Genomic DNA, 26,119 nt, shown 5'->3' on the forward strand with positions numbered 1-26,119 from the left:
ATTATTCAGTAGTTCATCAAACATAACATAGCTTATCGCCTGCTATCTAGCGTGCCACACTGGCGCCGTCAAATTGAGTAAGGAGTTAAACCATGCAGCACAAAAAACTGGGGAATGCCGATTTCACTATCTCACCTATCGGTCTGGGAACCTGGGCCATCGCGGGGGCGGGCTGGGAATTTGGCTGGGGAGCGCAGGATGACGAAGAAAGTCTGGCCGCGCTGGAATACGCCGTGGAACGCGGAGTGAACTGGATCGATACCGCTGCTGTTTACGGCCTTGGCCATGCCGAGGAAATTGTCGGAAGACTCCTGCGCCGCGTGCCTGCTTCGCGCCGTCCGCTGGTGTTCACAAAAGGCAGTCTGGTCTGGGATCCGACAAGCCGGCAGATTTCGCATTCCCTGGCGCCGGATTCGTTGGCGCGTGAGATTGACGAAAGCCTGCGCCGCCTGCAGACGGAGGCCATCGATCTGTATCAGATCCACTGGCCGGCTTTCCCGGCAGACGGCCCGGATGAGGGCATTGAGGCAGCGATCTCCGTGCTGGAGAAGGCGCGTCAGCAAGGAAAGATCCGCGCCATCGGCGTCTCCAATTTTAACGTCGCGCAACTCAGGCGAGCCCAGGCCGTTACGGAGATTGCCGCGCTCCAGCCGCCTTACTCGGCGCTCATGCGCGAGGTTGAGTCCGACATCCTGCCATTCTGCCAGCAAACGGGTATCGGCGTGATCGCCTATTCTACCCTGCAATCGGGTCTGCTGAGCGGCGCGATGACGCGTGAACGCATCGCCCGTCTCCCCGATGATGACTGGCGCAAAACCCGCAGTCCGGATTTCAGGGAGCCGCGCCTGACCCGAAACCTTGCCCTGGTTGAGACCTTCCGTCGGATAGGTGAACGCCATGGGCTAACAGCGGCGGCAGTGGCGATCGCCTGGGTACTCAGACAGCCTGCGATATCTGGTGCGATTGTCGGCGCACGCCGCCCGCTACAAGTCGATGGACTCCTGGGGGCCGCGGAGTTCAGCCTGAGCGAGGACGAACTGGCGGAAATCGCGCCGTTTCTGCCCGAAGGCATGGGCACCAACGTGCCAGAAGAAACGGCTACCTGAACGGCATCCATTTATCCTTAACGGAAAAACGTGGCCATCGCCTCGCTCAGCGCTTTGGGCTGTTCATCCGGGATGAAATGACCGCAGTGCGCGATGGTGATACCCGTTACCTCCCCGGCAAACTGACGTAACGGGGTTGCCATATCCGCAATGGACCCCTCGTCGGCGCTAATTGCCAGCAGCGGCAACGTCAATTTACCCTGCGCGCACAGCATCACATTTTGCGCGGCTGATACGGTCACCTCACGATACGGCGCCAGGCCGGTACGCAGCGCGCCGCTTTGACGCATTAACCGGACATACTCAGCAATATCCTCATCGCTAAACACCATCGGGCTCGCGGCTTTGCGTCGCAGGAACCATTCAAGGTAGATATCCTCACGCCCACGGATTAAGGCCTCCGGCAGATCGGGAAGCAGATGAAAAGCAAAGTGCCAGGTTTTCCATGCCTTATCAGGCGTGACGGGTAAAGCGTCCGGCATCGTGATACCCGGTATACCGGCATCAAGCAGCGCCAGTTTAACCACCTGCTGGCTGTAACGCATCGCATAAGGCCATGCCACCCAGGCCCCTACATCATGGGCGGCGAGGTAATGTCGCTCAATCTCAAGCTTTTGCATCAGCCCGAAGACTTTCCCTGCCAGTGTCTGTGTATCGTAACCAGTTTGCGGTTTATCCGAGTCGCCCTGGCCGGGCAGATCAAGGGCGATAATATCGTAACGATCGCCCATCAGCGCCATCACCTTGCGCCAGGCATACCAACTTTGCGGAAAACCGGCCAGCAGGAGTAATACTTCACCGTGCGGGTTTCCGCCTCTCACATAGTGCAAACGGAGACCGTCAACAGTCGCGTAGAAATGGGCAAAATCGGGCAGTGTGTCGACGGGTTGTGACCAGGGTTGAGTAACGGGTTTTTCAGTCATACGTATCTCCGGTTATTTAGGAAATGATCATTTCCTTTATGGTTAAAATTTTTATTCGAGCAGGGTCATCACCGTTGCCACGAGGCGATCGTGGGCCGGTAACTCACCGGCTTTTCCTACAACACGCATGCCCAGCACCAGACACAGCAGCACGCTACTCAGCGCGTGCACATCATGCCGTGGATGCACAGAACCATCTTGCTTCCCCTCTTCAAGCAACTGGAGGATCGACTGTTGATTGCGCTCAAGTGCGGTGCGTACCAGCCCGGAAAGCTCAGCATCAAGTTGCCCCAATTCAATCGCGCTGCCGACAACCAGACAACCGCGTCGCCCTTCTATCTCACTGGCAGATTCAAGGTAGAAACGCAGGAGTTCGGCTATTTTTGCCCGACCATCAGCTTGCTGCGCCAGGCGCTGGCGCAGCGTTTGATTACGCAGCGAGGTATACCGCGCAAATACGAGCAGAAAGAGGCTGCGTTTATCGTGAAAGGCTTTGTAGATGCTGCCTGCCGTGAGCTGCATCGCTTCGCTCAGATCGTTTATCGATGCGCTGTGGTAGCCTTTTTCACGGAATACGGGCATGGCGAGATCGAGTGCAGCATCAAGATCAAATTGTCTCGGGCGCCCACGTTCGCGAACGCCGGGTGATGTTTCTGGCATGCTGCCCTCCATTTAGGAAATGATCGATTCCTAAATCATTCCACAGATAGGGGCGCCTGAAAAGCCGTCAGCTGATAAAAATGTTGCGGGTTATGCGACAGCCGGTTTTGTCCGCACACCGATAAACACAATGAACATCGCCGTCAGTAGCAGTAACCCGCTACCGGTAAAGACGCCACTGGCCCCGCTGACATCGAATACGGCTCCACCGCCTGCCGCTCCCGCGCCAATCGCAAGCTGCACGGATGCAACCATCAGCCCGCCCGCGCTTTCCGCTTCATCCGGTACGGTTGTCGCAAGCCAGGTGGTCCAGCCTACCGGCACCATGCCAAACGCAAAGCCCCACAGAGTGACCAGCACTCCATCCAGACCGGCCAGATGGCCAAACAGCACCAGCGCAACGGCCATCAATCCCATCACAAACGGCACCAGCGCCAGGGTCAAATGTAGATTGCGCGACAGCAGATGTCCGGCGATAGAGGTGCCGACAAAGTTCGCCAGTCCAAAACCCAGCAGGATCAACGAAATGCTCTCCACACTCACCTGCCCTACGGTTTCCAGAAAAGGCCGCAGATAGGTAAAGAAGGCGAAATGGCCGCTGAAAATCAGGATAGTCGCCAGCATACCGCCCACCATGCCCGGTCGGCGAAGTACGCGAAACAGTGCGCCCAGGCTGCCGCTGCTTTCCGGCTTCATCGATGGCAGTACCCATAATTGCCACAGCAGCGCCAGCGCGCTCGGTGCGGTACAAAGAATAAAGACATTCCGCCAGCCAATAATGCTGCCCAGGTAGCTGCCGAGCGGTGCGGCGACCACGGTTGCAATCGACACGCTGGAAAAGATAATGGCCAGGGCTTTGGGTACCTGTGCCGTTGGCACCAACCTTAACGCGGTGGCGGTAGCCATCGCCCAGAAGCCGCCAATAGCCACACCCAACAGCAGACGCCCCAGCAACAAGACATGCAGCGAAGGGGCAAATGCTACCAATAAGCTGGAGACGATTTGTAACAATGAGAAGACGATCAGCACCCAGCGACGGTCGATATTTTTGGTCGCGGCGGCAATCAACAATCCACTCAATAGTGCCACCAGTGCCGTGGCGGTCACCGCCTGTCCGGCCATCCCTTCACTGACTCCCAGACTCGCCGCCATGGGCGTCAGTAAACTGGCAGGTAAAAACTCTGCGGTAATCAAACCAAACACCCCAAGCCCCAGCGAGTAGACGGCTCTCCAGGCGGGTTTAACGGGCGCAATGACCTCTCTCGCCGTGACATGTGAATTCATCTGTGTTTCTCCTGCCCTAAAAATGTGACCAATATCGCAAAGCATAGAAAGTTCCCCACGGACGATCTATGACATATAATCTTCATTTATTGATAATTCGTCCGGAGTTGTTGCCATGGCGATTCAGACGCCCGATCTCATCAGCGAGTTGCTGCGCGGCATGCGCCTTTCCGGCGTGAAATACCGCCGCTTTGAGGCCAGCGCGCCGTTCGGCTTCGGCTTCGATGCCGCGCCCGGCAGAGCGCAGTTTCATTTCGTCAGCCGTGGTCCGGCGGTGTTGCGTATGGAGAGCGGCGCCCGTTTTAACCTCAACAACGGCGATGCGCTGTTTATTCCCAACGGCAACGCCCATGCCTTGCTCTCGGATGACAATGCGACGGCGACGCCGATCTCCGCCTTTCAGGGCGAAGCCATTTGCAGTTCGGTCTGCCAGATAACCTGCGAACCCTGTAAAGGGAGCGAGAACGTGGTGATATTCAGCGGATGTATGGACTTCGAACTGGGCGGAATGCAGCCGCTGATTAAAGCGATGCCGGAAGTGATGATGGTCAGTAAACTGATGTCGACCTGGCCGGAAATCCACCCGCTACTTGCCGCCATGGAGCGTGAATCGCTGACCCGTCAGGTGGGATTTGCCGGTATCCTGGCGCGACTGGCGGACGTGGTGGCGGCGCTGATTGTGCGCGGTTGGGTGGAGGCCGGTTGCGGCAAAGCCACCGGCTGGGTGCAGGTGCTGCGCGACCCCCGGCTGAGCCAGGCAATTTACGCCATGCACCAGCAGCCGGGCATTAACTGGAGCGTCGCGGATCTGGCAAAAGAAGCGGGCACCTCCCGCTCCGTGTTTGCCGAGCGTTTCCTCTCTGCCACCGGCAGCACCCCGGCAAAATACCTGAGTGAGCTGCGCATGCGTCTGGCTATTCAGTACATCAGCCACGAAAACCAGGCTATCGAAACCGTAGCGCTACGACTTGGCTACGGTTCGCTCGCGGCATTTAGCCGGGCCTTTAAGCGTATTGTCGGACACCCGCCAGGCGCCCTTCGCGAGATAGCGCAATCACAGCCAGAGCCGTGATGGTTTGCCCGGGTTGAAAACTATTGGCGAATATGCCCGGCAATCATTGTGGACAAGGTGTGATCTTCGCGTAATCGGACCAGCCGTTCTGAAATAACCTCAAAATAGCGATCATCGGCTTTGGCCACGCAGACGGCCTGTTGAATTTCGGTGAAATCATCAGGCAACACGCGAAACCCTGGATTGTTTTGGGCCGCCGCCTCAAGCGGCTGGCGAATCCCGGCGGCCATATCGCCCTCACCCGCTAAAAAAGCATCAATTGCCGCCTGAGAGGATGCAAGGCGATTCAGCGTCGCATAACGTAACTCACGAGAAAGCCAGAGGTCATAGGCCGCATTCTTACCCACATTGATGACCACACCCGGCTTATCCATTTCCCTGACGCTTCGCCAGTTGCTCGGGTCACGTACCAGCAAGGTGCCCTGAATGGTGATATAAGGCGCCGTAAAGCGCAGGCGATCTTCCCGTTTTGGGTCTATTGCCAGAAAGGCTATATCCCAGATGCCCTGACCTGCGTCCTCAACCACCTTCCCCGCGGCAGGATAAGTGATGAACAGAGGACGACAATGCAGATAACGGGCAATATCTTTTGCCAGTTCGACAGTGATACCTGCTGGCTGACCTTCCGGCGTCAGCGAGGCCAATACAGCATTCCCTAAATTGATGGCAAAACGCAGGGTGGGTAACGTTTCATCTGACATGAGCTTCTCCTGTGCGCAACTCGGCGTGATCGGTTCTCCCGTCAGAAAAGATAGCAACGGGCATCACAACATGCGCGGCAATCTGCCAATGCGTTGCCCACGCCTTGTCGCTTACGTTCCGCTTTCCAGCCGCTGGCGCTTACGCAGATTGGGGAACCACTTCATCCACAGCGCAACCACCACCAGCGTGCCGATACCGCCGATAGCCGCGGCAGGCACGGCACCCAGCCAGGCGGCAAGCATTCCGGACTCGAACTCACCCAATTGATTTGAGGTGTTGATAAAAATCGAGTTGACCGCGTTCACACGGCCGCGCATCTCATCCGGCGTGTCGAGTTGTACCAGCGAACCGCGAATGACCATGCTGACCATATCACAGCCGCCCAGCGCAAAAAGCGCCAACAGCGACAGCCACATCCAGCTTGAGAGCGCAAAGACCAGCGTGGCGACACCGAACCCCGCCACACTCATAAACATGATCATCCCGACATTACGCTTAAGCGCACGATGGCTTAACCAGAAGCCCATCAGCAACGCCCCCACGGCAGGCGCACTGCGCAACACGCCCAGTCCAACAGGCCCCGTGTGCAGCACATCGTGAGCAAAAATCGGCAGTAGCGCCGTCGCCCCGCCCAGCAGGACGGCGAAGAGATCGAGGGAGATAACCCCTAAGACATCCGGACGCTTGCGAATAAAATCGACGCCGGCAAACAGTGAGGAAAGCGTCGGCGGCGTGCGCGGCGGCAACGCCTGTTCATAGCGCAACGTCAGCACCAGTATCAGAGAAAGCAGATACAGCCCCGCCGTCACCGCATAAACCACCTCCGCCCCCGCCGCATACAGGAAGCCGCCCAGCGCAGGCCCGACAATTTGCGCCGCCTGGCCGGATACCGCGTTGGCGGCGGTGGCACGTGGCAAAATCGACGTGGGGACCAGCGCGGGCAACATCGAAATCATCGCCGGGGATTCAAGTGTTTTCGCCGAAGAGATAATAAAGATCAGCGACAGGATCACGCCCACGCTGGCATCCCCCTTCCAGGTCAGCCAGGCCAACAGGGCAATCGCTGCCCACTCCAGCACCTGACCAAACATCACCACCCGACGGCGATCAAACTGGTCGGCGATATGTCCGGCGGGCAGTGCGAGAATAACGGAAGGGAAAAACTGCACCAGGCCTATCATGCCAAGCCAGAATGCACTGTGGGTTTGCGAGTAGATTTGCCAGCCAACGATGATAGAGAGCATTTGAAAGCCGAAGCTTGAACTGGTGCGCGCCAGCCAGAAAGAGACAAATGAGCGATGTTGCAATAAACGTCCATCGTTACCGGACAACAGTGGTGCCATAGAAAATCCTATAAAAGTGGTAAGCCGTCAGACAGGAAGCGTGCCCGGCGGGGATCCTGGTTCTCGTTCAGTAAATGCTGTCGCGCCTGGGGTACGCATAGATTATTCAGTACATGTTAGTCAGATGGACCAGGTTCCGTTTGCTGACAGGCTGAACAGCGTTGTTCTCTTTTTATTATCGCGATCCTGTGGTTGCCAAATAACCGGGGCCTCACAGCGATGGGGTTGAGTCCCCGCTGAAATCGGTGAGGCGAAGACCGGATGGCAAGGCCAGGCCACCTGGGATGGCGGACTGAGGTTTGTCGAGACAAGACAAAATCATCCGCAGCCAGAAGGTCAGGAGGCGAACACAGTGCGAAGCACCGATTTCCCTGCGGGGCCACCGGGATTGTTAAACAGGCCACGGTGGCCCCCTTAACACGTTCACGTGCCTGGGCCTTTCAGGGAATTCAGGTGCGTTAGTGAACGGAACCCTCCTTCCTCACTCGCGCAGTGAAAGACTGCGTCCCCCACTCATCATCCCACTCACATTAATGCCCCGCCGCAGGCGGAGCACCCGGCGCACCGGCGCGAATAAAGGGCGGTTTCGCAAACCAGATAATCACCACCAGCGCCATAAACCCCCACCCCAACAACCAGAAATAGTCGATGGTCGACATCATATAGGCTTGCTGTTCGATGGTTTTATCCACCGCGGCCAGATGCTGCTGCGTGATGCCCCCCATCCTGTTGAGATAATCCATAGCGGGCGGGTGATAAACAGAGACACTCTCCGTCAGATTCGCATGGTGAAACACTTCACGCCGCGACCACAGCCAGGTAGTCAGTGACGAAGCAAAAGAGCCCCCCAGCACGCGGAAGAAGGTCGCCAGACCGGAGCCTTCCGCCACTTCATTACCGTGCAGATTCGACAACACGATGGTGGTGATCGGCATAAAGAACAGCGCCACACCGATACCCATAAACATCTGCACTTCGGCAATAGTGCGAAAATCAACGCTGGTGTTGAACTGCGCCCGCAGCAGGCACGACACTCCCATGGTCAGGAACGACAGCGACGCCAGAATACGCAGATCGACCCGGTTGGCATAACGCCCTACGATAGGGGTGAGCAACAGCGGCAGGAAGCCCATCGGGGCCGCCGCCAGCCCCGCCCAGATCGCGGTATACCCCATCTGCGTTTGCAGCCACTGCGGCAGAATAATGTTGATGGCAAAGAACGCCGCATAGCCGAGCATCAACGCGGTGGTGCCGATGGCGAAGTTGCGATCGGCAAACAGCCGCAGATTCACAATCGGGTGGCGCTCACCCAGCTCCCAAATCACAAAGGAGACCAGCGCGATAGCGGATATCACCGACATCACAATGATCTCTGTCGACGAGAACCAGTCGAGATCATTGCCTTTATCCAGCACCACCTGCAGCAGGCCGACGCCGAGCACCAGCAGCATAATACCGATGTAATCAATGGGCGCGTGCGTGGTGGTCTCTTCTCGTTCACGCAGTTGCGTCCATACAACGATGGCCGCAAAAATACCGATCGGCACGTTGATATAGAAAATCCACGGCCAGGAGTAGTTATCGGTGATCCAGCCGCCGGTAATCGGCCCGACGATAGGTGCCACCACCGTCACCATCGATAACAGCGCCAGGGCCATACTGCGTTTGGTGGTCGGGAAAATAACCAACAGCAGCGTCTGACACATCGGGAACATGGGCCCGGCGAAAAACCCCTGCAGAGCGCGGAAGATAATCAGCTCGGTCATGCTGTGGGCAAAGCCACACAGGAACGAGGTCAGGGTAAACAATGTGACCGAACCGACAAACAGCTTCAGTTGCCCAAAACGCCGGGTAAACCACCCGGTCAGCGGCAACGCGATAGCATTGCAGACCGCAAACGAGGTGATAACCCAGGTGCCCTGGTCCGAGCTCACGCCGAGGTTGCCGGCGATGGTCGGCAATGCCACGTTGGCGATGGTGGTATCGAGCACCTGCATGAAGGTCGCCAGCGACAGCGCAATGGTGGCGAGCAGCAGGCTGGGTGGCGTAAACGCCGCCTTATCTTGCATAACGCCCCTCTTAGCGGCTGTTTGCCGCTACGGCCTGACTGTTGTCATGAAGGATTTTTGCCACCATCTGATCGGCCTTATCCAGCGCGTTCTGGTACACATCGGTGGTAAAGCGTGGCGCATCGACCGTTTTTTGCGGCAGCAGATGACCCTCGGTGTCGCGGATATCCACTTTAGCAAACATCGACAGTCCTACCCGCAGGGGATGTTTCTCCATATCATGCGGGTCAAGGGCAATACGTACCGGCAGACGCTGAACAATTTTGATCCAGTTACCGCTGGCGTTCTGTGCTGGCAGCAACGAGAACGCGCTACCAGTACCGATACCTAAGCTCTCAATGGTGCCCTGGTATTCCACTTTGTCGCCGTAGAGGTCAGCGGTCAGAACCACCTTCTGCCCCAGACGCATGGTATTCATCTGACTCTCTTTGAAGTTGGCATCCACCCACACCTGATCCAGCGGCACGATTGACATCAAGGTCGTGCCGGAATCAACGCGCATCCCCAGTTGGACCGCGCGTTTCGCCACAAAGCCGCTTACCGGCGCCACAATGGTGCTGCGGGCATTATCCAGATAGCGCTGACGCAATGTCGCCACCGCACTTTTGATTTCCGGATGGCTATCAATGACCGTGTCATCAACCATCGCCAGGTTGGTACTCAACGCCTGTTGCGCCGCCGCTAAATCGCTCTGGGCCGTGGCCACGGCATCGCGATAGTGCGACATATCTTCTGCCGCAATCGCCCCGGTAGCAAAAATCTTCTGTCGACGGGCGAAGTCATTCTGGGCGGTTTGCAGGGCCACTTTTTTCGCCGCGACCTGAGCGCGGTAATTGTCTGCGGTGCTATACAGACCACGGACCTGACGCACGGTGCTGGCCAGGTTGGCTTCCGCCTGTTGCAGGGCAATTTGCGTGTCGCTTGGGTCAAGCAATACCAGCGGCTGGCCTTTGGCGACGTAATCCCCTTCATCAACGGCGACCTGGGTGACCGTTCCGGCAATTTGCGGGGTCAGTGTCACGAGGTTGGCATTAACGTAGGCATCGTCAGTGGTTTCGTAATAACGGGCATACAGGAAGTACCATGCCAGGCACCCTGCGGCAATAAGCACCAGGAGAACCAGCAGAATGGCGAAGTTGCGCTTACGTTTACTGGGCGCGCGTTCTGGTTGTGCAGATGACTGTGCAGATGAATTTTGCATCTTTATCGTAACCTTATTCAGGACAGCTTAACGATGGGGCCTGGTGGCCTCGTCTGGCAGCATTTTGATCAACAGCTGTACCAGCAGGCGTGATTCTTCCGGGGTCAGACGTGCAGTGAGCGAACTCAAAATCGAGGTCAGCGCCTCATTCTGAAAACGATCACAGAGAGCCTGCCCTTTCTCGGTCAGCGCCAGGATGACCTGGCGTTTGTCTTCGGGATTGGGATTTCGCAGGATCAGATCCCGCTTTACCATCCGCTCGAGCATCCGGCTCATGGCTCCGGCATCCATCAACAAATTTTTGCTGACTTCAAGCGGGCTATTGAATCCTTTGTAAATGCTGATCAGGACTTTAAATTGCGCAGCGGTAATATCGGTGTCAGCAAAACAGTGGCTGATAAGCTGATCTTTAAACTGGTTCGCCAGATGAATCAGCAAGCCAAGATGGAGTTTGGGATTAGGGGTATCTGCTACGTCTTTCATGTTATTTGCCTGGTCAATAATTACAAATGAAATTACTGACGGGGCAAATGTTTGTCAATGTAGTGTCAGGAAAAGAGCACAAATCTATACATTCTGAATGGTGCGTTTCGCGCTGCTGCGCTTATAACCGGATACTGTTGCGCCGTTTTCGGCGGTACGGCGAGTCGGCGGGTCGATTTGCAGACGTTTCAGGGACACAATGACAGGCAAATATGAGACCCCGCTAAGGATACCCATCGCACCAACGTCAAGAATGGCGAGGTTAACCGCCGGGATGTAGCCGATGCACAGCGGCGTAACGATACAGGCAATGTTGCCAGAGGAGTTGAACACTTCGACGGAGACGCCCGGGATCTCTTTCGGTGACGTATCGCTGAGAATGCACCAGCCGTTATTGCCGAAGCCTTTGGCAAAGAACGCAATGCTTATCCACGTCAGAGGCGACATCGTTGGACAGAATAATGGAGTCACTGTTGTTTCCCGGCGGGGTACGACCGCGCTCTTTGTAGGTAAATGTCCGCTGAGTGCCAAAAGCGGAACTTGCTTACATCGTGCTATGTTAGTTTGCTGGGAGCAGGTCATTATCTACGTGATTGCTATTTTAGAACCTAGATAAAGTGGAGGGATGAACATAATATCGAGACAGTGATTGCAGAGTTAGTCATTATAGGCGGGCATCAGTTCATGCCGGACCTCTAATGCAATTATCAGGCAAATATTGGGACGTTTTATCAATCAGAGGAAATATGCCACAGTTCAGTTTTGTATCAAATGACGTTGTTATGACTTACGGCGGTGATCAAGGAGAACAAATAATTTGGGTTTGGGAGAGTCTGAATGATCTTCAAACAGTATGCATTTCACGCATTTTTAACTTCCAACCCCAGGACTTGAGAAACCCACCGTCAAGCGATCAGGATTTTAATGATTACGAATATTCCTTTAATTTTGGCACGCTTAATAATGAATACATAACAGTTCCAGGACGGATTTTAAGCATTAATCGGGATATCCTTATACATAAGTCCATCAAACTTGAAAGGAAAGTATTTGCGTCAGAACGCAACGTCTCCATTTTTGGCCGGCTTTCAAAACTACTCGATCACACTAATCCCATCATCATCGGCGGAGACAAGCCGGAGGCTATACCAACAAGCGTATTCCGGGAGTTGCAAAGTAAATTCCCCAACACAGGGGAACTGGATCGCTATGCTAATGCAAGGGTTCACGCTATTCTCGCAGGTTATCTTGATGGTATGAAAGATGCTCGCGAAAGGTATGAAAATTACTTAAACAGAAAAACAGTGATCAGAAAAACCGACAAATTGGATTTAGACGTTTTAAATAAGCTCGAAATTGAAAAATATGCACTCATACGAGACGTCATCCAGGATGCATTGAATAACAAAACTAATTTGTCTGAAAATGACTGGCAGAGCCTGATGATACCCTTCATCACATTACTTTTTCCAAAATATATCAAGGTGCTCGAGAAGGTTAAAATTTTCGACTACTACTCTAATCCTCCGGATAAAACCAATCGGTTTATAGACATTGCACTGGTGGATGCAAACGGCAACCTTGATATCATCGAAGTCAAAAAGCCGTTTGATGATAAGATCCTTCGCAAGACGCCCTACCGCGACAACTATATTCCTACATCAGAACTTAGCGGCGGCATCATGCAGGCTGAAAAGTATATTTTTCATTTATCTAAATGGGGTGTTAAGGGCGAAAAAGAGCTTACGAATGCCTACAAGAACTCTCTGCCAGCGGGAATGTGTATTCGTATATCTAACCCAAAAGCCATCATCATTGTCGGGCGCGATCAGATAGCAAACGGTAACATGACCGACGGCCAGTTGCTTGATTTTGAGATAATCAAACGTAAGTACGCCAACATGATAGACATACTGACGTACGACGACCTGTTGCGTCGACTTAATAACACGATTGAAGCACTGAAAGGTTGAATGCCCTCTGAGGTTCATACCAACAACGGGGAGCAGGTCACTTCCTCTTGTTTGATTGACATACCATAACGTCTGCTTTTCGCTCGCAGCAGACCTTCGGCTTGGACAATTAGTCCGCTTCGTGCCAATAGCAGACATCACGACTAGTTTGTAAACTTCCAATATATCGAATTTTTGTTTCACTAAAAGTGAATTTTATAATGATTAACTCCAGTATACATTTATGACCTCTTTTTCTAACCGCTGATATAGCTTGAGATTAATGAGGTTTTAAGCTAACGTTGCTAGGTGTTAAAACTCAGAAGGATTATTTCTGCTTTAAGCATGGAAATCCTTTATGATAAAATTGTTAGGGAGATAATTTTTTTGCATGGCAATAAAACACACTTATAACGGAAAATATCTCAAGCTTCATAAGGCTTATAAAACACCATCATGGGGTAAAGACACTGTTCTCGTAACTGACACTTGGGACTATGTATCTCTTTGGCTAAAAAGAGAGAATAAACCTGAAGCTCAGTTCTATTGGGAACAAGCAAAATCTTTTTTTGAGGCAACGCAATCACTTCCCAAGACTTCTGCACCGCTCACCGCTTACTACTGTTTTCTTAACGCAGCAAAATGCCTACTGATGGTAAAGGGAATCCCCTTTGATAAACGGCACGGCGTTTCTGGATGGAGTAAGCCGGGAAGAGTTAGCCTATCAAAAGAGATTGTAAAATTACAAAACAAGGGAATACTTTCTGAACTTTGTCGTTACTATGGAGAGACCATTAATAAGAATACCTACAGCATTAAAAATATATTCTATAACCTTCCATTTATTCACAGGGCTTACCACCTGACATATATAAGCGAGCAAGAACTATTCTTGCCGATAAAAGAACCTGAGTACGTACATGCGCCAGCATCCACAAAGTCGTGGTTTACTGCAATTCTCGACCCTCACTATGTTCACGGGCAGACTTTAAGAATTCTGCCGCCTACTTTTGAAAAAGATGTCGGTGACAACACTTGCTATCGAGTAAGAAGAAAGAAAAGATTTAAGTGGCAGAGAGGAAATGGAAACCAAACAACAAATCTACAGCAACTAACAAAATACCATCAAGACACTAGAAAATATGTATTCTATATCCACGGCCCTATGCGTCTTTGGTATTTAAAACGAGACAAACGCAACCTGCCAGCATTTATAGAACGACATACAGTCCCACTAATGTTTGGAGCAATGCATCGGCTAAGCGAGTTGGCAAGATATAACCCAGATTATTTAGCCAAGCATTTCGTTAGTCAGCATAACTGGCTTTTAAGTGAATTCATCCAGATAGCCCCAACTCAATTTATTGATGAAATATCCTCTGAAATTACTGGCCAAGAGTTCATGACCCCGGGGCGCGCAGCAAGATCACTCTAAAATGTGCACAACTGCTGCTTTTTCCGTTCGCTTGACGTCTAAAAGCTGTGCTTTTAGACGTCCGTTAACTTAACCATTAATGTTCGCTCCCTCTTAACTGGTAAGCCAGCCTCCAGATCAACTGCTTCGTGCCAGAAGCGGAATTCATTAAAATGATTTACTGTTAACCGATGGAAACAAATCAAGCATAGGTAGTCGTAGTCGTTTGCGCATTACTCTCAAAGAGCTTGTTATGCAAGTTACCGTTGAGTCATGTCATTTGATTAACGCATAAATAAATAAGCGGATGCGGTTTATCATTAAATCGCCAGAAAACTGTTAAAAATTACATTTCTAAAAATTCCCTAATCACATATAATGACTAATGCTAAAAATTTTTTACCTTAAGGATAAGTGATGGACGTATGTTATCTTTGCGGAAATGATTTTAATGAAAATTCTACAGTGGACCATGGAGAGCATGTTATACAACAGGCCATAGGTGGAAATTTAGTCAGCAAGGGCATCCTTTGCAAAAAATGTGGTGGCGATCTCAGTCGTAAAATAGATAATCCTTTTAATGCTATATTTGAAGGAATAGCAACACGGCTTGATATAAAAACAGACAGGAAGGCAAACAAAAGTCCGTCCATACTCGGTACGATAATAAGCGAAAAAGATGCTTATGGCATGAACCTTAAAGATACTAAGGTTTTTTGGAAAAATTTTAAAGTCTCTCCCATCAAACCCTTTCACAGGTTTACTGAGGATTATAAAAAAGTTATTATCTACTCCCAAAAGAAAAATTTTGAGAACCATAAATCAATAGTTCAAAAAGAAATCCAGAGCATGGAATTGGATACCCCTCCTGAAATAATTATGTGCGACGACATTGATTGCAATGTGCAATATCAGTTTCCTATGGATAATATTGCTTTTAAAAGGGGGGTTGCTAAAATTGCCATTGGTTTTGCCTGCACACACGGAATTTCGAGAGAGACTTTAAATTTAGCGTTAAAAATCTCAGAAGACAATCACGGATATATCGATGAAAAAATAACTTTAGTTCAATATGCTCCTTTGAGTATAATTGATAAAATCATTGAAAATGATAAAGTAAGTTTAGCTAATTATCCTTCGCATAATTTAATTCTATTTACTTCGAAAAAAGATCCTTCTTCATTATGGTGTTATATTGAGTTATTTTCAACCTTTCAGTATTATATATTATTAAGTGATAGTTATGATGGCAAGCCTGTTTATGAGTACCATTATCAACGAATCGAAAAAGCAGATGAGTATGTTTTTACTCCAGACAGAAGACATTATAAAGAGCGTAATGTAATTTTAGGAGGGTTGGGGATTACGGATGAACGCATCCAATCAGCATATGAAAAACAGAAAGATAAAAAAAATCAAAAATCATTAGAACAAATCGAAATAGACATAATCAGGGAAGAGACTGAGAAGCAGAAAAATAAGGTGGATTTCGAACGTGACATCAATAATTTTGTCAATTATTGTGCACAAAAAATATTTTTAAATAATGACCTTGATTTTAAATTCATGATGAATTTTAACAGGAATTTTTCGCTATTCAGTAGGGTTGTAGTCAATGATGAGGATGAGGATGAAATTTTCGATATATTAAGCTACCGACGTTACTACATCGAAAACGAAAAACTTGTAGATTACCCTGAGGCCTTAATGTTGATGAAAATGTGTGCTGAACCAGCATTGAGAAAATATAGTTTCTACAAATTTAATCAGCTCGAAAGCTATAGTCAAAACAAGGTTTTAAGAGAGAAAGTAAGGCAGGTAAAAAGCCTTGTTGAAAAATCAAAAGATGAAAATCACACTGAATGATTTCTAACGCCGCTTTCCTATGAGCAATAAATTCCCATTTTAAGTTAGCATATTCATTTTTTTGTACAGCGTGCAACTCAACGTCCGCTTTTCGCTCACAGCGGACTTTCAGCTCAGTTAGATTGTCCGCTCAGTGCCGGGAGCGAATGTAGCTGATCTGCTCCCCGTTGATTAATACACCGCGATGCTAGTAATGTTTTCAATAGCAAACGCCGAGTATTGCTCGCCATTTTTTTATTTCTTTATTGCACGAAGCGTAGTCATAAGGTTTTCACCATACGGTGTAAGAGTCCAATATGTATCTTTATCTTTAACACTTCTATTTTTCTCGCTTTTCACTATCAAACCAAGCGCTCTAAATTGAACTTTCACTGTTTGAAAGTCTGATGGCAACATCTTAATTTCAAGCAGATTAAGCCCTTCTAATTCCTCATTATTTTCAAGTGCTAACCGAGCGCTTTTTGCTATCGATCTATTTATCCCTGAACGTAAGTCCACATCGGAAATCTCGTCAATCATTAAAGGTGAAACATACGAAAAAATATCATTCCAACTTACTGAACTCGTTGCTTGATATTGAGCGCCTTCATATAACTTTAGTGAAGGTGAAGCATAGAATGTAAAACCAAACTCGAATAAATCAATACCTTGAGATAAAGACTCAGCCCCCTTAGGTGCAGTAGTTTTGCTTGAGGCTAACTGTCCTTCTAAATCCTCAATCATTCTTTTTAGTTGTAAGATTTCTTTTGCTTCACTTTCGCTAGTTACTAAATCACCTCTTACCCATCCCACCGCTGGATGTTCCTTTATCAAACGGATAAGACTTCGACTAACTTGGCTACCAAGATCAGCTGGCGACTCCCAGAATCTACAAAGTTTGGTTTTAACTAATTCCTCGAAACTTTGTAATTTATCTTTGCCATCTTGACTAGACTCGCAGCGGCCTGAAGGAAGCTTGGTCTTGTCTTTATGGATAAAACCAATGACAGGCTTTCCTGTTTCTATTGCGTAACGATACTCCATTTCTGTATAGCTCAGCCCGTCTGGTCCAATAGATCCATAGCGCCCGGCCAATATGACAATGTAATAATCACTATCATCTATTACTTTTTTTATTAAACTCCATTGATCACTGCTAGTAGCAGGAAACAACTCCATCCCAGCTGGCATACAATCAAGCTCTAAAAGGGCTTGCATTACTTCTTGCCGCTCTTCTTCTAAATCTGAAAAGGTCGAGCTAACAAAGACCTGATATCGCTTATCCAAAATCAACATCCTCCTAAATTTTTTAAGATAATGTAAAATATACATTTAAACAATTCTGTTAGCGCGCTCATATCCCGTAACGCCTGCGCTTTGTATGGTGGTTTGAGCTGTTCCCCGCTTATTCATACAGAATGCTGTTAGAAATGTCAGCTTCTCGCTCAAAGCGGATCTTTAGCTCAGCCAACTCGTCCGCTTAATGCCAACAGCGAACTTCGCTGAAATCAGTGCTTACTGACCGAGTTCAGATTGCACAAATTTTAATGTCTGCCCATGCCGCAATTTACAGACGATATTTTGGTTCGCGAAGATGCCAGAAAATGTTTTCGCCTGCTCTCTCGGAAGAGACTTGATCCAACGAACACCAACAACCCATTCGGAAAGCTCTTCATTGTCAGAGTTTGCGTTTGGGTGTTCCGCTTTCAATCCTGCGGAGAGTAGAGGAATATTCGAATCAGTTATGAAATCGCGAATCATAACCGCTGGTTTGGTCACTTCCCCAAAGCCGACGTAACCGCATCCCTTCATGTAAGCATAAATTTTGTCACCAACTGCAAGACGATTAAGTGCAGATGAATACACCTTCCCTTGACCTGCTCCAATAAAGCCAAATTGTCTGTTATCGTCCCAGGTTCGATATTCGCATTCGCCCACATTCACGAACCAACTACCAGTCCATTCATCTTGATTAGAAGCAATTGTTCTTTGCTTAACTTCTTTTCGTTCAATATAATCTTTAGCCTCCGGCAACGGAATAATTGTTTCCGGTTTGATAAATAGCTCACCATCAGAATCGATAAATGGAGCAATCCGAGTGCATTGAATATCTATGCCATATTCTCGCAACCATAATACTGCGGAGATGACTTCAGAGTTAAACTCTTTTGAGGCCAAAATAATATGCTGTTTCGCGTTAAGTAACTCAATGTCAGTATCAATAAATTCCTCAATTTTTTTAGTCGCATCAAATTCAGACTTGTTTAAATAGGACGCGTATAGCTTAAAAATCTCACCGGGCAAGAGACTTGAGCAATACGATGCATACTTTATTGCCTGCCATTCAACGGACGAGCCAGAATCATCCCGTTTCAACTCAACCACAACAAGTGCTGCCGATTTATTTACGCAAAGCAAATCAAGGCGCTTACCAGAGGCAAGAATGACCTCTTTGCCAATGACAAGTAGTTCCTCACCTAAAATAGTCGGGCTTTTTTCGATCCATTCTTGAATATCGAAACGTTCCTTCAGCCCATGTTCCGAGAAGTTTGTTGGTTTTAGTTTGATTAGTGTCTTATTTATTATATCTACACGAAACATTGGCTCTATCTCCTTTCAAACGTTTCCTACACATGAATATGCCATATTCAACGGGATGCTTACACTACTATGACCATAAAAGATAGTACGCAACGTCAGCTCCTCGCTTACAGCGGACATCGATCTTCGGGCCGGGTCGGTCCGCTCAGTGCCAAAAACGGACCTTCCAACAAGCTATATAGGAACAGATCAATCCTCATTGCTCCACACATTGGGAGCAACTAGTGTGTTACTGAGAATTTTTAATAATTTCCCGATATAAAAAATCTTGATTAGGCGTATTTTTTTATGTTATCGGTTGGGTCAGGTTTTTGCAGTAATAACTCAGATTATACTGACAAAGAAACATAATTCTTGCTATATTTTCAGTGAACAATTCAAACGATTGAGTATGAATACGATATGAGTAAAGAATTTAACAAAAAAGAGATTTACCCCTCTCCAAAGGACTCGTTTAGCTTTGTATTACAGCCCATATCTGAGATGAAAGATGAGGCACTAGTGGTGTTGGATGCAAATGTACTTCTATTGCCTTTTACAACTAATATTAAGAATGTACAAGCAATCAAAGAACTTTATACTAAACTATCTAAAAGTGATCAGTTGTTTCTTCCTGCACAAGCAGTAAGAGAATATTTGGATAATAGAGCTACAAAAATCAGTGACATAAATGAAGCTCTTCAAAAAAAATCGAATCAAAATTTCAACTATGTTGGTGTTCATCCACTACTTGAGAGCTTGACCGAATATAAAGAACTAATTGAGCTAGAAAAATCACTAAAAATTGCCATAAAGAATTATCAAGCTAAGATTCGAGATACACTTTCAGCGGTTCAGGCATGGGGCTGGAATGACCCTGTAAGCAAAATGTACCATGAGGTATTAGCTGATAGAATTTTGGATGATGACGCACTAGATTTCACAATTATAGAAAAAGATCTAAAAAGAAGAAATGAGCTAAACATCCCGCCCGGTTATAAAGATAGGAGTAAGGATCAGAATCAGGCAGGAGATTTAGTAATTTGGCACGAGATTCTTAATCTGGCAAAAAATAAAGATAAGCATCTTATCTTTGTTTCTGTAGATGAGAAAACGGATTGGTGGCATCAAAGTGGAAAAACTCCACTTTATCCTAGGTTTGAGTTAGTTGATGAATTTAGAGAGGCAACAAAAGGAAAATCATTTCATATCGTCAGCCTTTCAGCTTTATTAGAGATCTTTGATACAGATTCTGAAGTGGTTAAATCTGTGAAAATTACGGAAGAAGAGGTCAAATCTACTACCGAGTTAGAAATAAAACATTCACAGAAACAAGCAAAAGCTTCTTTTGATCCCGATGATGACTATCGTAAATACCTTAATATACCTAATGATCATGGTCTAATAATCAATCATATTAAATGGGGTGTAAAAGGTGGGTATGATACAGACACATATCTAATTTCGGAAGTTGATAGTGCCGGGAATATCATCAATAAATATAATTTTTACGATAGTACGAAAACCAGCCCCCCATTTGGTCGTGAATTTCATGCGGAAAAAATATAAAAATTACATGTTGTCGTACTTACCCTAAGCTACGCCACGATGAGAATCAGTCTCAAATGTAAGCATCAGGATTCTAGGGAGTACAGCGTACTGGCATGCTCCCGGTTGATCATCACACGCAAATGTTAGTCCTACATCCCTGCGGTTATGACAAATGCGAACTTCCGTTCCTCGCTCACAGCGGACCTTGAACCCAGTAAATTCATCCGCTCGGTGCCAGGAGCGAACGTTGCCAAAACATCTTTATAGAATAATGGACCATTCTGGATAGAGCAGCGGGAATGAATGCCAAAATTATCCTAAGGGGGCATTCGCCCCCCTTTATATTTATTTCAATCGCTTACCTGTTTCATCAACGACTTTCTCTCCGTCTTCCTTAGCGAAAGCGCCTTGTTGCGCATCCGGAAGGATATCCAGCACAACCTCAGACGGACGACACAGGCGTGTTCCCCGTGGCGTCACGACGATTGGGCGGTTAATCAGGATCGGATGCTGCAGCATAAAGTCGATTAACTGATCGTCAGTAAATTTATCTTCCGCAAGCCCCAGTTCTTCATAAGGCTCGACGTTTTTACGCAGCAGCGCCCGTACCGTAATCCCCATATCCGCAATAAGTTTGACCAGCTCATCGCGTGACGGTGGATTTTCAAGGTAATGAATAATGATCGGTTCATTACCACTGTTGCGGATCATTTCCAGCGTATTACGCGACGTGCCGCATGCCGGGTTGTGATAAATAGTGATGTTGCTCATATCGGTATCTCATTACAAAGTGAAAGAGAGACGTAGCGCCAGCGCAGCCAGCGTTACAAACAGCACAGGCAGAGTCATGATGATCCCGGTTCGGAAATAATCGCCCCAAGTAATAGTCATATTCTTCTGTGAAAGTACATGCAGCCAGAGCAGCGTTGCCAGGCTACCAATAGGGGTAATTTTCGGCCCCAGATCGCAGCCAATCACGTTGGCGTAGATCATCGCCTCTTTAATAACGCCGCTGGCGGTGCTGCCATCAATAGAGAGAGCGCCAACCAGCACAGTAGGCATATTGTTCATGATGGAAGACAGGAAAGCCGTCAGGAAGCCAGTACCCAGCGTTGCGGCCCAGAGTCCTTTATCCGCCAGCGCGTTCAGCACACCTGAAAGGTATTCGGTTAGCCCGGCGTTGCGCAGACCGTAGACCACCAGGTACATCCCCAGTGAGAAGATGACGATCTGCCAGGGTGCACCGCGCAGCACTTTGCCAGTGTTAATGGCATGGCCTCGTTTCGCCACAGCAAACAGAATGACAGCCCCTACAGCAGCAATCGCGCTGACCGGGATACCCAACGGCTCAAGGACGAAAAAGCCAACCAGAAGAAGGATCAACACTATCCAGCCGGTTCTGAAGGTTGCCAGATCTTTAATCGCCTTTGCTGGTGCTTTCAGGAGAGCCAGGTCGTAAGTCGGCGGAATATCTTTGCGGAAGAAAAGATGTAGCATAACCAGAGTGGCAACAATGGCTGCAATATCAACCGGCACCATTACCGACGCATACCCAGTGAAGCCCAGACCGAAGAAGTCTGCCGAAACAATATTCACCAGGTTCGACACGATAAGCGGCAGACTGGCGGTATCGGCAATGAACCCGGCGGCCATAACGAATGCCAGCGTGGTGCCTTTGCTGAACCCTAATGCCAGCAGCATGGCAATCACGATCGGCGTCAGAATAAGTGCCGCACCATCGTTGGCAAACAGTGCCGCTACCGCTGCGCCCAGCAGGATTATCCAGGTAAAGAGCAAACGGCCATGACCATTGCCCCAACGCGATACATGCAGCGCTGCCCATTCGAAAAAGCCAGATTCATCGAGCAGCAGGCTGATAATAATCACGGCAATAAAGGTCGCTGTCGCGTTCCAGACGATATTCCACACCACCGGAATATCACCCACATGCACAACGCCTGAAATCAAAACCAGGGCTGCGCCCAGCGTCGCGCTCCAGCCGATCCCTAACCCCTTCGGCTGCCAGATAACCAACACGATGGTCAGGACAAAAATAGCGCCTGCCAGTAACATAAAACCTCCTGACAGAGCGGTACCGCCGCCCTGTATATACCCAAAAATTAACGCATCAACGCTCTGAGCTTTTCAATACCGGCAGGCTCTGATGCCAGTAACGGAACAAGCGCTATACGGTCAGCATGCTGATGCTTAACAGCTTCAATCTGAGACAGTTCCTGCCGGGCGCGCTGGCAAAGCAACGGAGAACGCGTATCCGCAATGGAAAGGCTGTTATTGATAATCCAGCCCCACGGGTGAATCCCCGCTCTTTCAAGGTCAGCCTGCAGGTTTGCCGCTTCCAGCACCGGTGTGGTTTCAGGAAGCGTAACCAGCAGAACTTTGGTCCTATCCGGGTCCTGAAGCTGCATCATTGGGGTAGTGAAATGACCTTTATTCCCCATTTTTTTTGCAATTTCGCGGTGGTAAGCCCCGGTCGCATCCAGCAGCAACAGCGTGTGTCCCGTAGGGGCCGTATCCATAACAACAAACCGCTTACCTGCTTCACGAATCACCCGGGAAAAAGCCTGAAACACGGCAATTTCCTCAGTACAGGGAGAGCGTAAATCCTCTTCCAGTAGCCGTTTTCCTGCTTCGTCCAGCCCTCTCCCCTTCGTCTCAAGGACATGCTGGCGATAGCGTTCGGTTTCTTCGTGTGGATTAATCCTGCTGACTTGCAGGTTATTCAGACAACCATTCAGTGTGGTACTGAGATGTGCAGCGGGATCTGAGGTGGTGAGATGGACATCAAATCCCCTATCCGCCAGCCTTACGGCGATGGCAGCAGCCATCGTGGTTTTCCCTACGCCACCTTTGCCCATCAGCATAATCAGGCCGTGTTCACTGCGAGCGATGTCATCGACCAGATCAGAAAGCGATAAGTTTTCAGACGTGTACAGGACGTTCGTTGCAGGGAGCGGTAATGCCCCAGAACGGGTGTCCAGTAGTCCCTTCAATGCAGACACGCCAACCATGTTGATTGGTTGCAGTAATAAGGTATCTGTCGGTAGCTCAGATAAACCGGCGGGAAGATTTGCCTGTGCTTCCTGCTCCCGTTGCCATATCACAGCGGCCAGGGCGTCATGTTCAGCTTCGACTGCAGGCAGCACACCATTAATAATCAGGTACTGGTTTTTCAGGCCAATTGCAGCCAGTTCTTCATGAGTGCGGGAAACTTCCTGCAGCGTTGATTTTTGCAGTCGTGCAACCAGAACCAGGCGGGTACGTTCAGGATCGGATAACACCTCTACTGCATGAGCATACTGCTCACGCTGCTTTTCCAGCCCGGCCATTGGGCCAAGGCAGGAAGCACCATCCGGGTTACTCTCAATGAAGCTACTCCAGGCACCGGGAAGCTGGAGAAGGCGAATCGTGTGGCCCGTGGGCGCTGTATCAAAAATAATGTGATCAAAGCGGGTCAGCAGAGAGGCGTCTGTCAATAAGCCGGTGAACTCATCGAACGCCGCAATCTCAGTCGTACAGGCCCCTGAAAGCTGCTCGATAATACCGTTAACAACGTCATCAGGCAGAAGACCTTTGACAGGATCAACGATTCTGGCGCGGTATTGCTGCGCGGCTTCCTGTGGGTCGATCTCCAGTGCCGAAAGTCCGGGAACTGCTGCCACAGGACGTATCGTGTTACCGATAGCCTGATCGAATACCTGGCCGACATTGGAGGCTGGATCGGTACTAACCAGCAAAACCCGCTTACCCTGTTCGGCAAAGTGGATAGCTGTCGCGCAGGAAATAGACGTTTTTCCTACGCCTCCCTTGCCGGTAAAAAACAGGTAAGTCGGGATGTTCTGTAAGAATTTCATGTGTCCTCCTGACATATTCAGCAACAGGAAGTATTACCACCACAGCATCTGGTGGTAGCCAACCCTACCTTCTCCAGCGGAATACCGAACCAGCGAGCCAGCTCAGCGCGTTTTGGGTATCGCCCTGCCATCACCGTTTCGCCGTCCAGCAGCAGTAGCGGAAGCCCTTCTGCTCCGGATGCTTCGAGGAATGCTTTCGCTTTCTCGTTCTGAACAAAGCTCATGGGCTGCTGCGCCAGGTTGTAACGTTCAACCTGTACGCCGCGACCTTTCAGCCACTGCACGTCAGCAGAGAAATCAACCAGAACCTGATCGACATCTGAGCCACATACGCCGGTACTGCAGCACATTGCCGGGTCAAACACCGTTAACGTTTTCATTCTGAATACCTCACATTTGAAAAATCATATATGTTCAGGCAAATTTTTTAGATACAAACAGCTTTACCGCTACCAGAGCAGTTTGCCGATGCCAGCTTACGGGCGATGGCCTGTATCTCGTACTGTTGGCTTAACCAGGCCTGCTCAATCACCCGGGCGGCCCAGGAAGGAATATGCGGAGACAGGCGATAGTGAACCCATTTTCCCTGCTTGCGATCCAGCAATAGACCACTTTCTCGAAGCATTGCCAGGTGACGGGAGATCTTGGGTTGTGACTGTTCCAGCGCCGTGCAAAGATCGCATACGCAAAGTTCGCCCATTTCACTGAGCAGCAGGACGATACTCAAACGAGTTTCATCGGACAGGTTTTTGAAAAGCTGCAGGGCAGTCAGAGACATTATTCCTCCTTCTCATTTAGGCACATGGTAGTCTCCGGCAGGATAAAATCAATAATACATACGCCAATTCGAATGCATTAATGTATCTGTTAGAGAAAATATGACATGGTTCTCATGAAGATCTCCGGCCATGGAAAAGACCTCGTACGAACCCGTAAGTCAAAATTTAACCAACGATACTCGCCCCGTGAATTGTAACGTGGGAACAAAAAGTATCTTCTACGTCTGCTCCTTGCTCTGAGCAGACATGTCTGCCCCTTGATCGACTCTTTCGTGCCAAAAGCGGGCATTACTATCGATAATATGTAATTTTCACCGAAGAGCAGAACATACCCCGTTGACACCATGCAATGAATGATCTGATACACAGGCGAAAAATTGATAAACTATTTTCAGTAAAAGTAACAAATCCTGTTTCTGCTTTGGAAAGTTGAAACGCTAATGATTAAAAAGATATTGATAGCATAAAACCTCACGGCATCCGGGTTCCTGTGAGCGACCTACATTCACAAAGGCTAATATGAAACAAATTACGTTCAGTGATCTACAAGAACAAAGCGAACAGGCTGAAAATTCCCCTCGCTTACGTGCTCATCGTAATCTCCACCCTGAATTAAGCGATCCTGTTCAGCGCCTGGCTATCGCTATGGAACCGGGTACCTATGTTCGCCCTCACCGCCACCCGCACACGTTTGAGCTGCTGACCTCCCTCATCGGACGCTTTTTGGTTTTGAATTTTGATGACGAAGGCAACGTGACCCACCGCGTTGTGTTAGGTGAAGACTGCAAGGTGCTGGAAATGGATGCTGGGACCTGGCATGCAGTGTTGTCGATGGATAAAGGAGGCGTTATTTTTGAGGTCAAACACGGGGGTTACCAGCCAGTAGCTGAGCAAGATATGGCCCCATGGGCACCCGCCGAAAACGAGCCGGGAACGGCTGAGTTGATGAAATGGTATGCACTGGCGCAAGTGGGTGATGGTGGTTTTACCCTGTAATTTTTGCTTTGAGCGGAGTGCTTTTGCATGATTTTTTCAAAAAACACCACTGTGTGGCCGAAAATGCAGAGGCACTGGTGATCTTCAGACGCTGATTCTCATTTTTATTTATCAGATACATGGCATCACTGACGGTGTAAAGAATATCGCCTGGCTGTATGAGGGATTTAGAGGTGACCTCAGACATCATTTTTAATGTTCCGGCATGAAGAATGAGCATATAGCGACTCGCTTCACCCAGATAAATAACATCAATCACCAGCCACCCCATAAATATTCATTTCGCA

General features: G+C 49.1%; 24 protein-coding genes. 7 read left to right on the forward strand and 17 right to left on the reverse strand.

The features are described from left to right. Positions 1–92 precede the first annotated feature (92 nt). Complete coding sequence (locus tag L2097_RS08695) at positions 93–1,106, forward strand: aldo/keto reductase (RefSeq protein WP_047370746.1); 1,014 nt, start codon at positions 93–95, stop codon at positions 1,104–1,106. A 17-nt stretch (positions 1,107–1,123) separates the two neighbouring features. Here the strand turns inward: L2097_RS08695 and L2097_RS08700 are convergent, their stop codons facing one another. From L2097_RS08700 to L2097_RS08710, 3 genes are all read right to left on the reverse strand, one after another. Further along, positions 1,124–2,029, reverse strand: a complete 906-nt coding sequence (locus tag L2097_RS08700; protein ID WP_250352613.1) for an alpha/beta fold hydrolase — start codon at positions 2,027–2,029, stop codon at positions 1,124–1,126. A 51-nt stretch (positions 2,030–2,080) separates the two neighbouring features. After that, the gene (locus L2097_RS08705) at positions 2,081–2,689 is read right to left on the reverse strand and encodes a TetR/AcrR family transcriptional regulator (protein ID WP_250352614.1); all 609 of its coding nucleotides are present in this window, start codon (positions 2,687–2,689) and stop codon (positions 2,081–2,083) included. A 90-nt stretch (positions 2,690–2,779) separates the two neighbouring features. Continuing rightward, on the reverse strand, positions 2,780–3,973 hold the full coding sequence (locus L2097_RS08710) for an MFS transporter (protein WP_250352615.1): 1,194 nt from the start codon (positions 3,971–3,973) through the stop codon (positions 2,780–2,782). A 115-nt stretch (positions 3,974–4,088) separates the two neighbouring features. Here L2097_RS08710 and L2097_RS08715 point away from each other — a divergent pair, with 115 nt between their 5' ends. After that, positions 4,089–5,045: an AraC family transcriptional regulator gene (locus L2097_RS08715; protein WP_250352616.1), complete on the forward strand. Its 957-nt coding sequence runs from the start codon at positions 4,089–4,091 to the stop codon at positions 5,043–5,045. 20 nt (positions 5,046–5,065) lie between these two features. Here the strand turns inward: L2097_RS08715 and L2097_RS08720 are convergent, their stop codons facing one another. The 6 genes from L2097_RS08720 to L2097_RS08745 form a co-directional block, all read right to left on the reverse strand. Beyond that, on the reverse strand, positions 5,066–5,746 hold the full coding sequence (locus L2097_RS08720) for a transporter substrate-binding domain-containing protein (protein WP_250352617.1): 681 nt from the start codon (positions 5,744–5,746) through the stop codon (positions 5,066–5,068). A 111-nt stretch (positions 5,747–5,857) separates the two neighbouring features. Next, the gene (locus L2097_RS08725) at positions 5,858–7,090 is read right to left on the reverse strand and encodes an MFS transporter (protein ID WP_250352618.1); all 1,233 of its coding nucleotides are present in this window, start codon (positions 7,088–7,090) and stop codon (positions 5,858–5,860) included. Between the two features lie 530 nt (positions 7,091–7,620). Next, complete coding sequence (locus L2097_RS08730) at positions 7,621–9,159, reverse strand: DHA2 family efflux MFS transporter permease subunit (protein WP_047370753.1); 1,539 nt, start codon at positions 9,157–9,159, stop codon at positions 7,621–7,623. A gap of 10 nt (positions 9,160–9,169) precedes the next feature. Beyond that, positions 9,170–10,360 (reverse strand): HlyD family secretion protein, encoded by a 1,191-nt coding sequence (locus tag L2097_RS08735; RefSeq protein WP_047370754.1) that lies wholly within the window; start codon positions 10,358–10,360, stop codon positions 9,170–9,172. A 27-nt stretch (positions 10,361–10,387) separates the two neighbouring features. Then, entirely contained in the window at positions 10,388–10,843 is a 456-nt protein-coding gene (locus tag L2097_RS08740; RefSeq protein ID WP_250352619.1) for a MarR family transcriptional regulator, read from the reverse strand. A gap of 84 nt (positions 10,844–10,927) precedes the next feature. Then, positions 10,928–11,314 carry an MFS transporter gene (locus L2097_RS08745; protein ID WP_250352620.1) on the reverse strand — a complete coding sequence of 129 codons (387 nt, stop codon included), beginning with the start codon at positions 11,312–11,314 and terminating at the stop codon, positions 10,928–10,930. Positions 11,315–11,541: 227 nt separating this feature from the next. On the opposite strand from L2097_RS08745, the gene L2097_RS08750 reads away from it, so the two are divergent. The 3 genes from L2097_RS08750 (at position 11,542) to L2097_RS08760 (ending at position 16,075) form a co-directional block, all read left to right on the forward strand. Next, positions 11,542–12,816 carry a Shedu immune nuclease family protein gene (locus L2097_RS08750; protein WP_250352621.1) on the forward strand — a complete coding sequence of 425 codons (1,275 nt, stop codon included), beginning with the start codon at positions 11,542–11,544 and terminating at the stop codon, positions 12,814–12,816. 370 nt (positions 12,817–13,186) lie between these two features. Further along, positions 13,187–14,230, forward strand: a complete 1,044-nt coding sequence (locus L2097_RS08755; RefSeq protein WP_250352622.1) for a YaaC family protein — start codon at positions 13,187–13,189, stop codon at positions 14,228–14,230. Positions 14,231–14,626: 396 nt separating this feature from the next. Beyond that, positions 14,627–16,075 (forward strand): HNH endonuclease, encoded by a 1,449-nt coding sequence (locus L2097_RS08760; protein WP_250352623.1) that lies wholly within the window; start codon positions 14,627–14,629, stop codon positions 16,073–16,075. A gap of 234 nt (positions 16,076–16,309) precedes the next feature. Here the strand turns inward: L2097_RS08760 and L2097_RS08765 are convergent, their stop codons facing one another. Further along, positions 16,310–17,386 (reverse strand): DUF4062 domain-containing protein, encoded by a 1,077-nt coding sequence (locus tag L2097_RS08765; RefSeq protein ID WP_250352624.1) that lies wholly within the window; start codon positions 17,384–17,386, stop codon positions 16,310–16,312. 183 nt (positions 17,387–17,569) lie between these two features. Next, the gene (locus tag L2097_RS08770) at positions 17,570–18,655 is read right to left on the reverse strand and encodes a DUF8606 domain-containing protein (protein ID WP_250352625.1); all 1,086 of its coding nucleotides are present in this window, start codon (positions 18,653–18,655) and stop codon (positions 17,570–17,572) included. Positions 18,656–19,057: 402 nt separating this feature from the next. On the opposite strand from L2097_RS08770, the gene L2097_RS08775 reads away from it, so the two are divergent. Then, positions 19,058–20,203 (forward strand): PIN domain-containing protein, encoded by a 1,146-nt coding sequence (locus L2097_RS08775; protein WP_250352626.1) that lies wholly within the window; start codon positions 19,058–19,060, stop codon positions 20,201–20,203. Positions 20,204–20,530: 327 nt separating this feature from the next. On the opposite strand, the gene arsC is transcribed toward L2097_RS08775, so the two are convergent. From arsC to arsR, 5 genes are read right to left on the reverse strand one after another with little or no spacing between them, the layout of a single operon-like run. After that, a complete protein-coding gene (gene arsC, locus L2097_RS08780; protein ID WP_250352627.1) occupies positions 20,531–20,956 on the reverse strand; it encodes a glutaredoxin-dependent arsenate reductase in 426 nt (141 codons plus the stop codon). A 12-nt stretch (positions 20,957–20,968) separates the two neighbouring features. Then, positions 20,969–22,258, reverse strand: coding sequence for an arsenite efflux transporter membrane subunit ArsB (gene arsB, locus L2097_RS08785; RefSeq protein WP_250352628.1), 1,290 nt, complete (start codon positions 22,256–22,258; stop codon positions 20,969–20,971). 47 nt (positions 22,259–22,305) lie between these two features. After that, a complete protein-coding gene (gene arsA / locus L2097_RS08790) occupies positions 22,306–24,057 on the reverse strand; it encodes an arsenite efflux transporter ATPase subunit ArsA (protein WP_250352629.1) in 1,752 nt (583 codons plus the stop codon). A 17-nt stretch (positions 24,058–24,074) separates the two neighbouring features. Beyond that, positions 24,075–24,437, reverse strand: coding sequence for an arsenite efflux transporter metallochaperone ArsD (gene arsD / locus L2097_RS08795; protein WP_047370762.1), 363 nt, complete (start codon positions 24,435–24,437; stop codon positions 24,075–24,077). A gap of 47 nt (positions 24,438–24,484) precedes the next feature. Further along, a complete protein-coding gene (gene arsR / locus L2097_RS08800; RefSeq protein WP_047370763.1) occupies positions 24,485–24,835 on the reverse strand; it encodes an As(III)-sensing metalloregulatory transcriptional repressor ArsR in 351 nt (116 codons plus the stop codon). Between the two features lie 520 nt (positions 24,836–25,355). Between arsR and L2097_RS08805 the strand changes: the two genes are divergently transcribed. Next, a complete protein-coding gene (locus L2097_RS08805) occupies positions 25,356–25,832 on the forward strand; it encodes a WbuC family cupin fold metalloprotein (protein ID WP_012884037.1) in 477 nt (158 codons plus the stop codon). On the opposite strand, the gene L2097_RS08810 is transcribed toward L2097_RS08805, so the two are convergent. After that, positions 25,822–26,103: a polymyxin B resistance protein pmrD gene (locus tag L2097_RS08810; RefSeq protein ID WP_250352630.1), complete on the reverse strand. Its 282-nt coding sequence runs from the start codon at positions 26,101–26,103 to the stop codon at positions 25,822–25,824. The genes L2097_RS08805 and L2097_RS08810 overlap by 11 nt on opposite strands. Positions 26,104–26,119: the final 16 nt, after the last annotated feature.

Origin of the sequence: Citrobacter sp. MNAZ 1397 (genome assembly GCF_023613995.1) — a bacterium.
GTDB lineage: Bacteria > Pseudomonadota > Gammaproteobacteria > Enterobacterales > Enterobacteriaceae > Phytobacter > Phytobacter ursingii.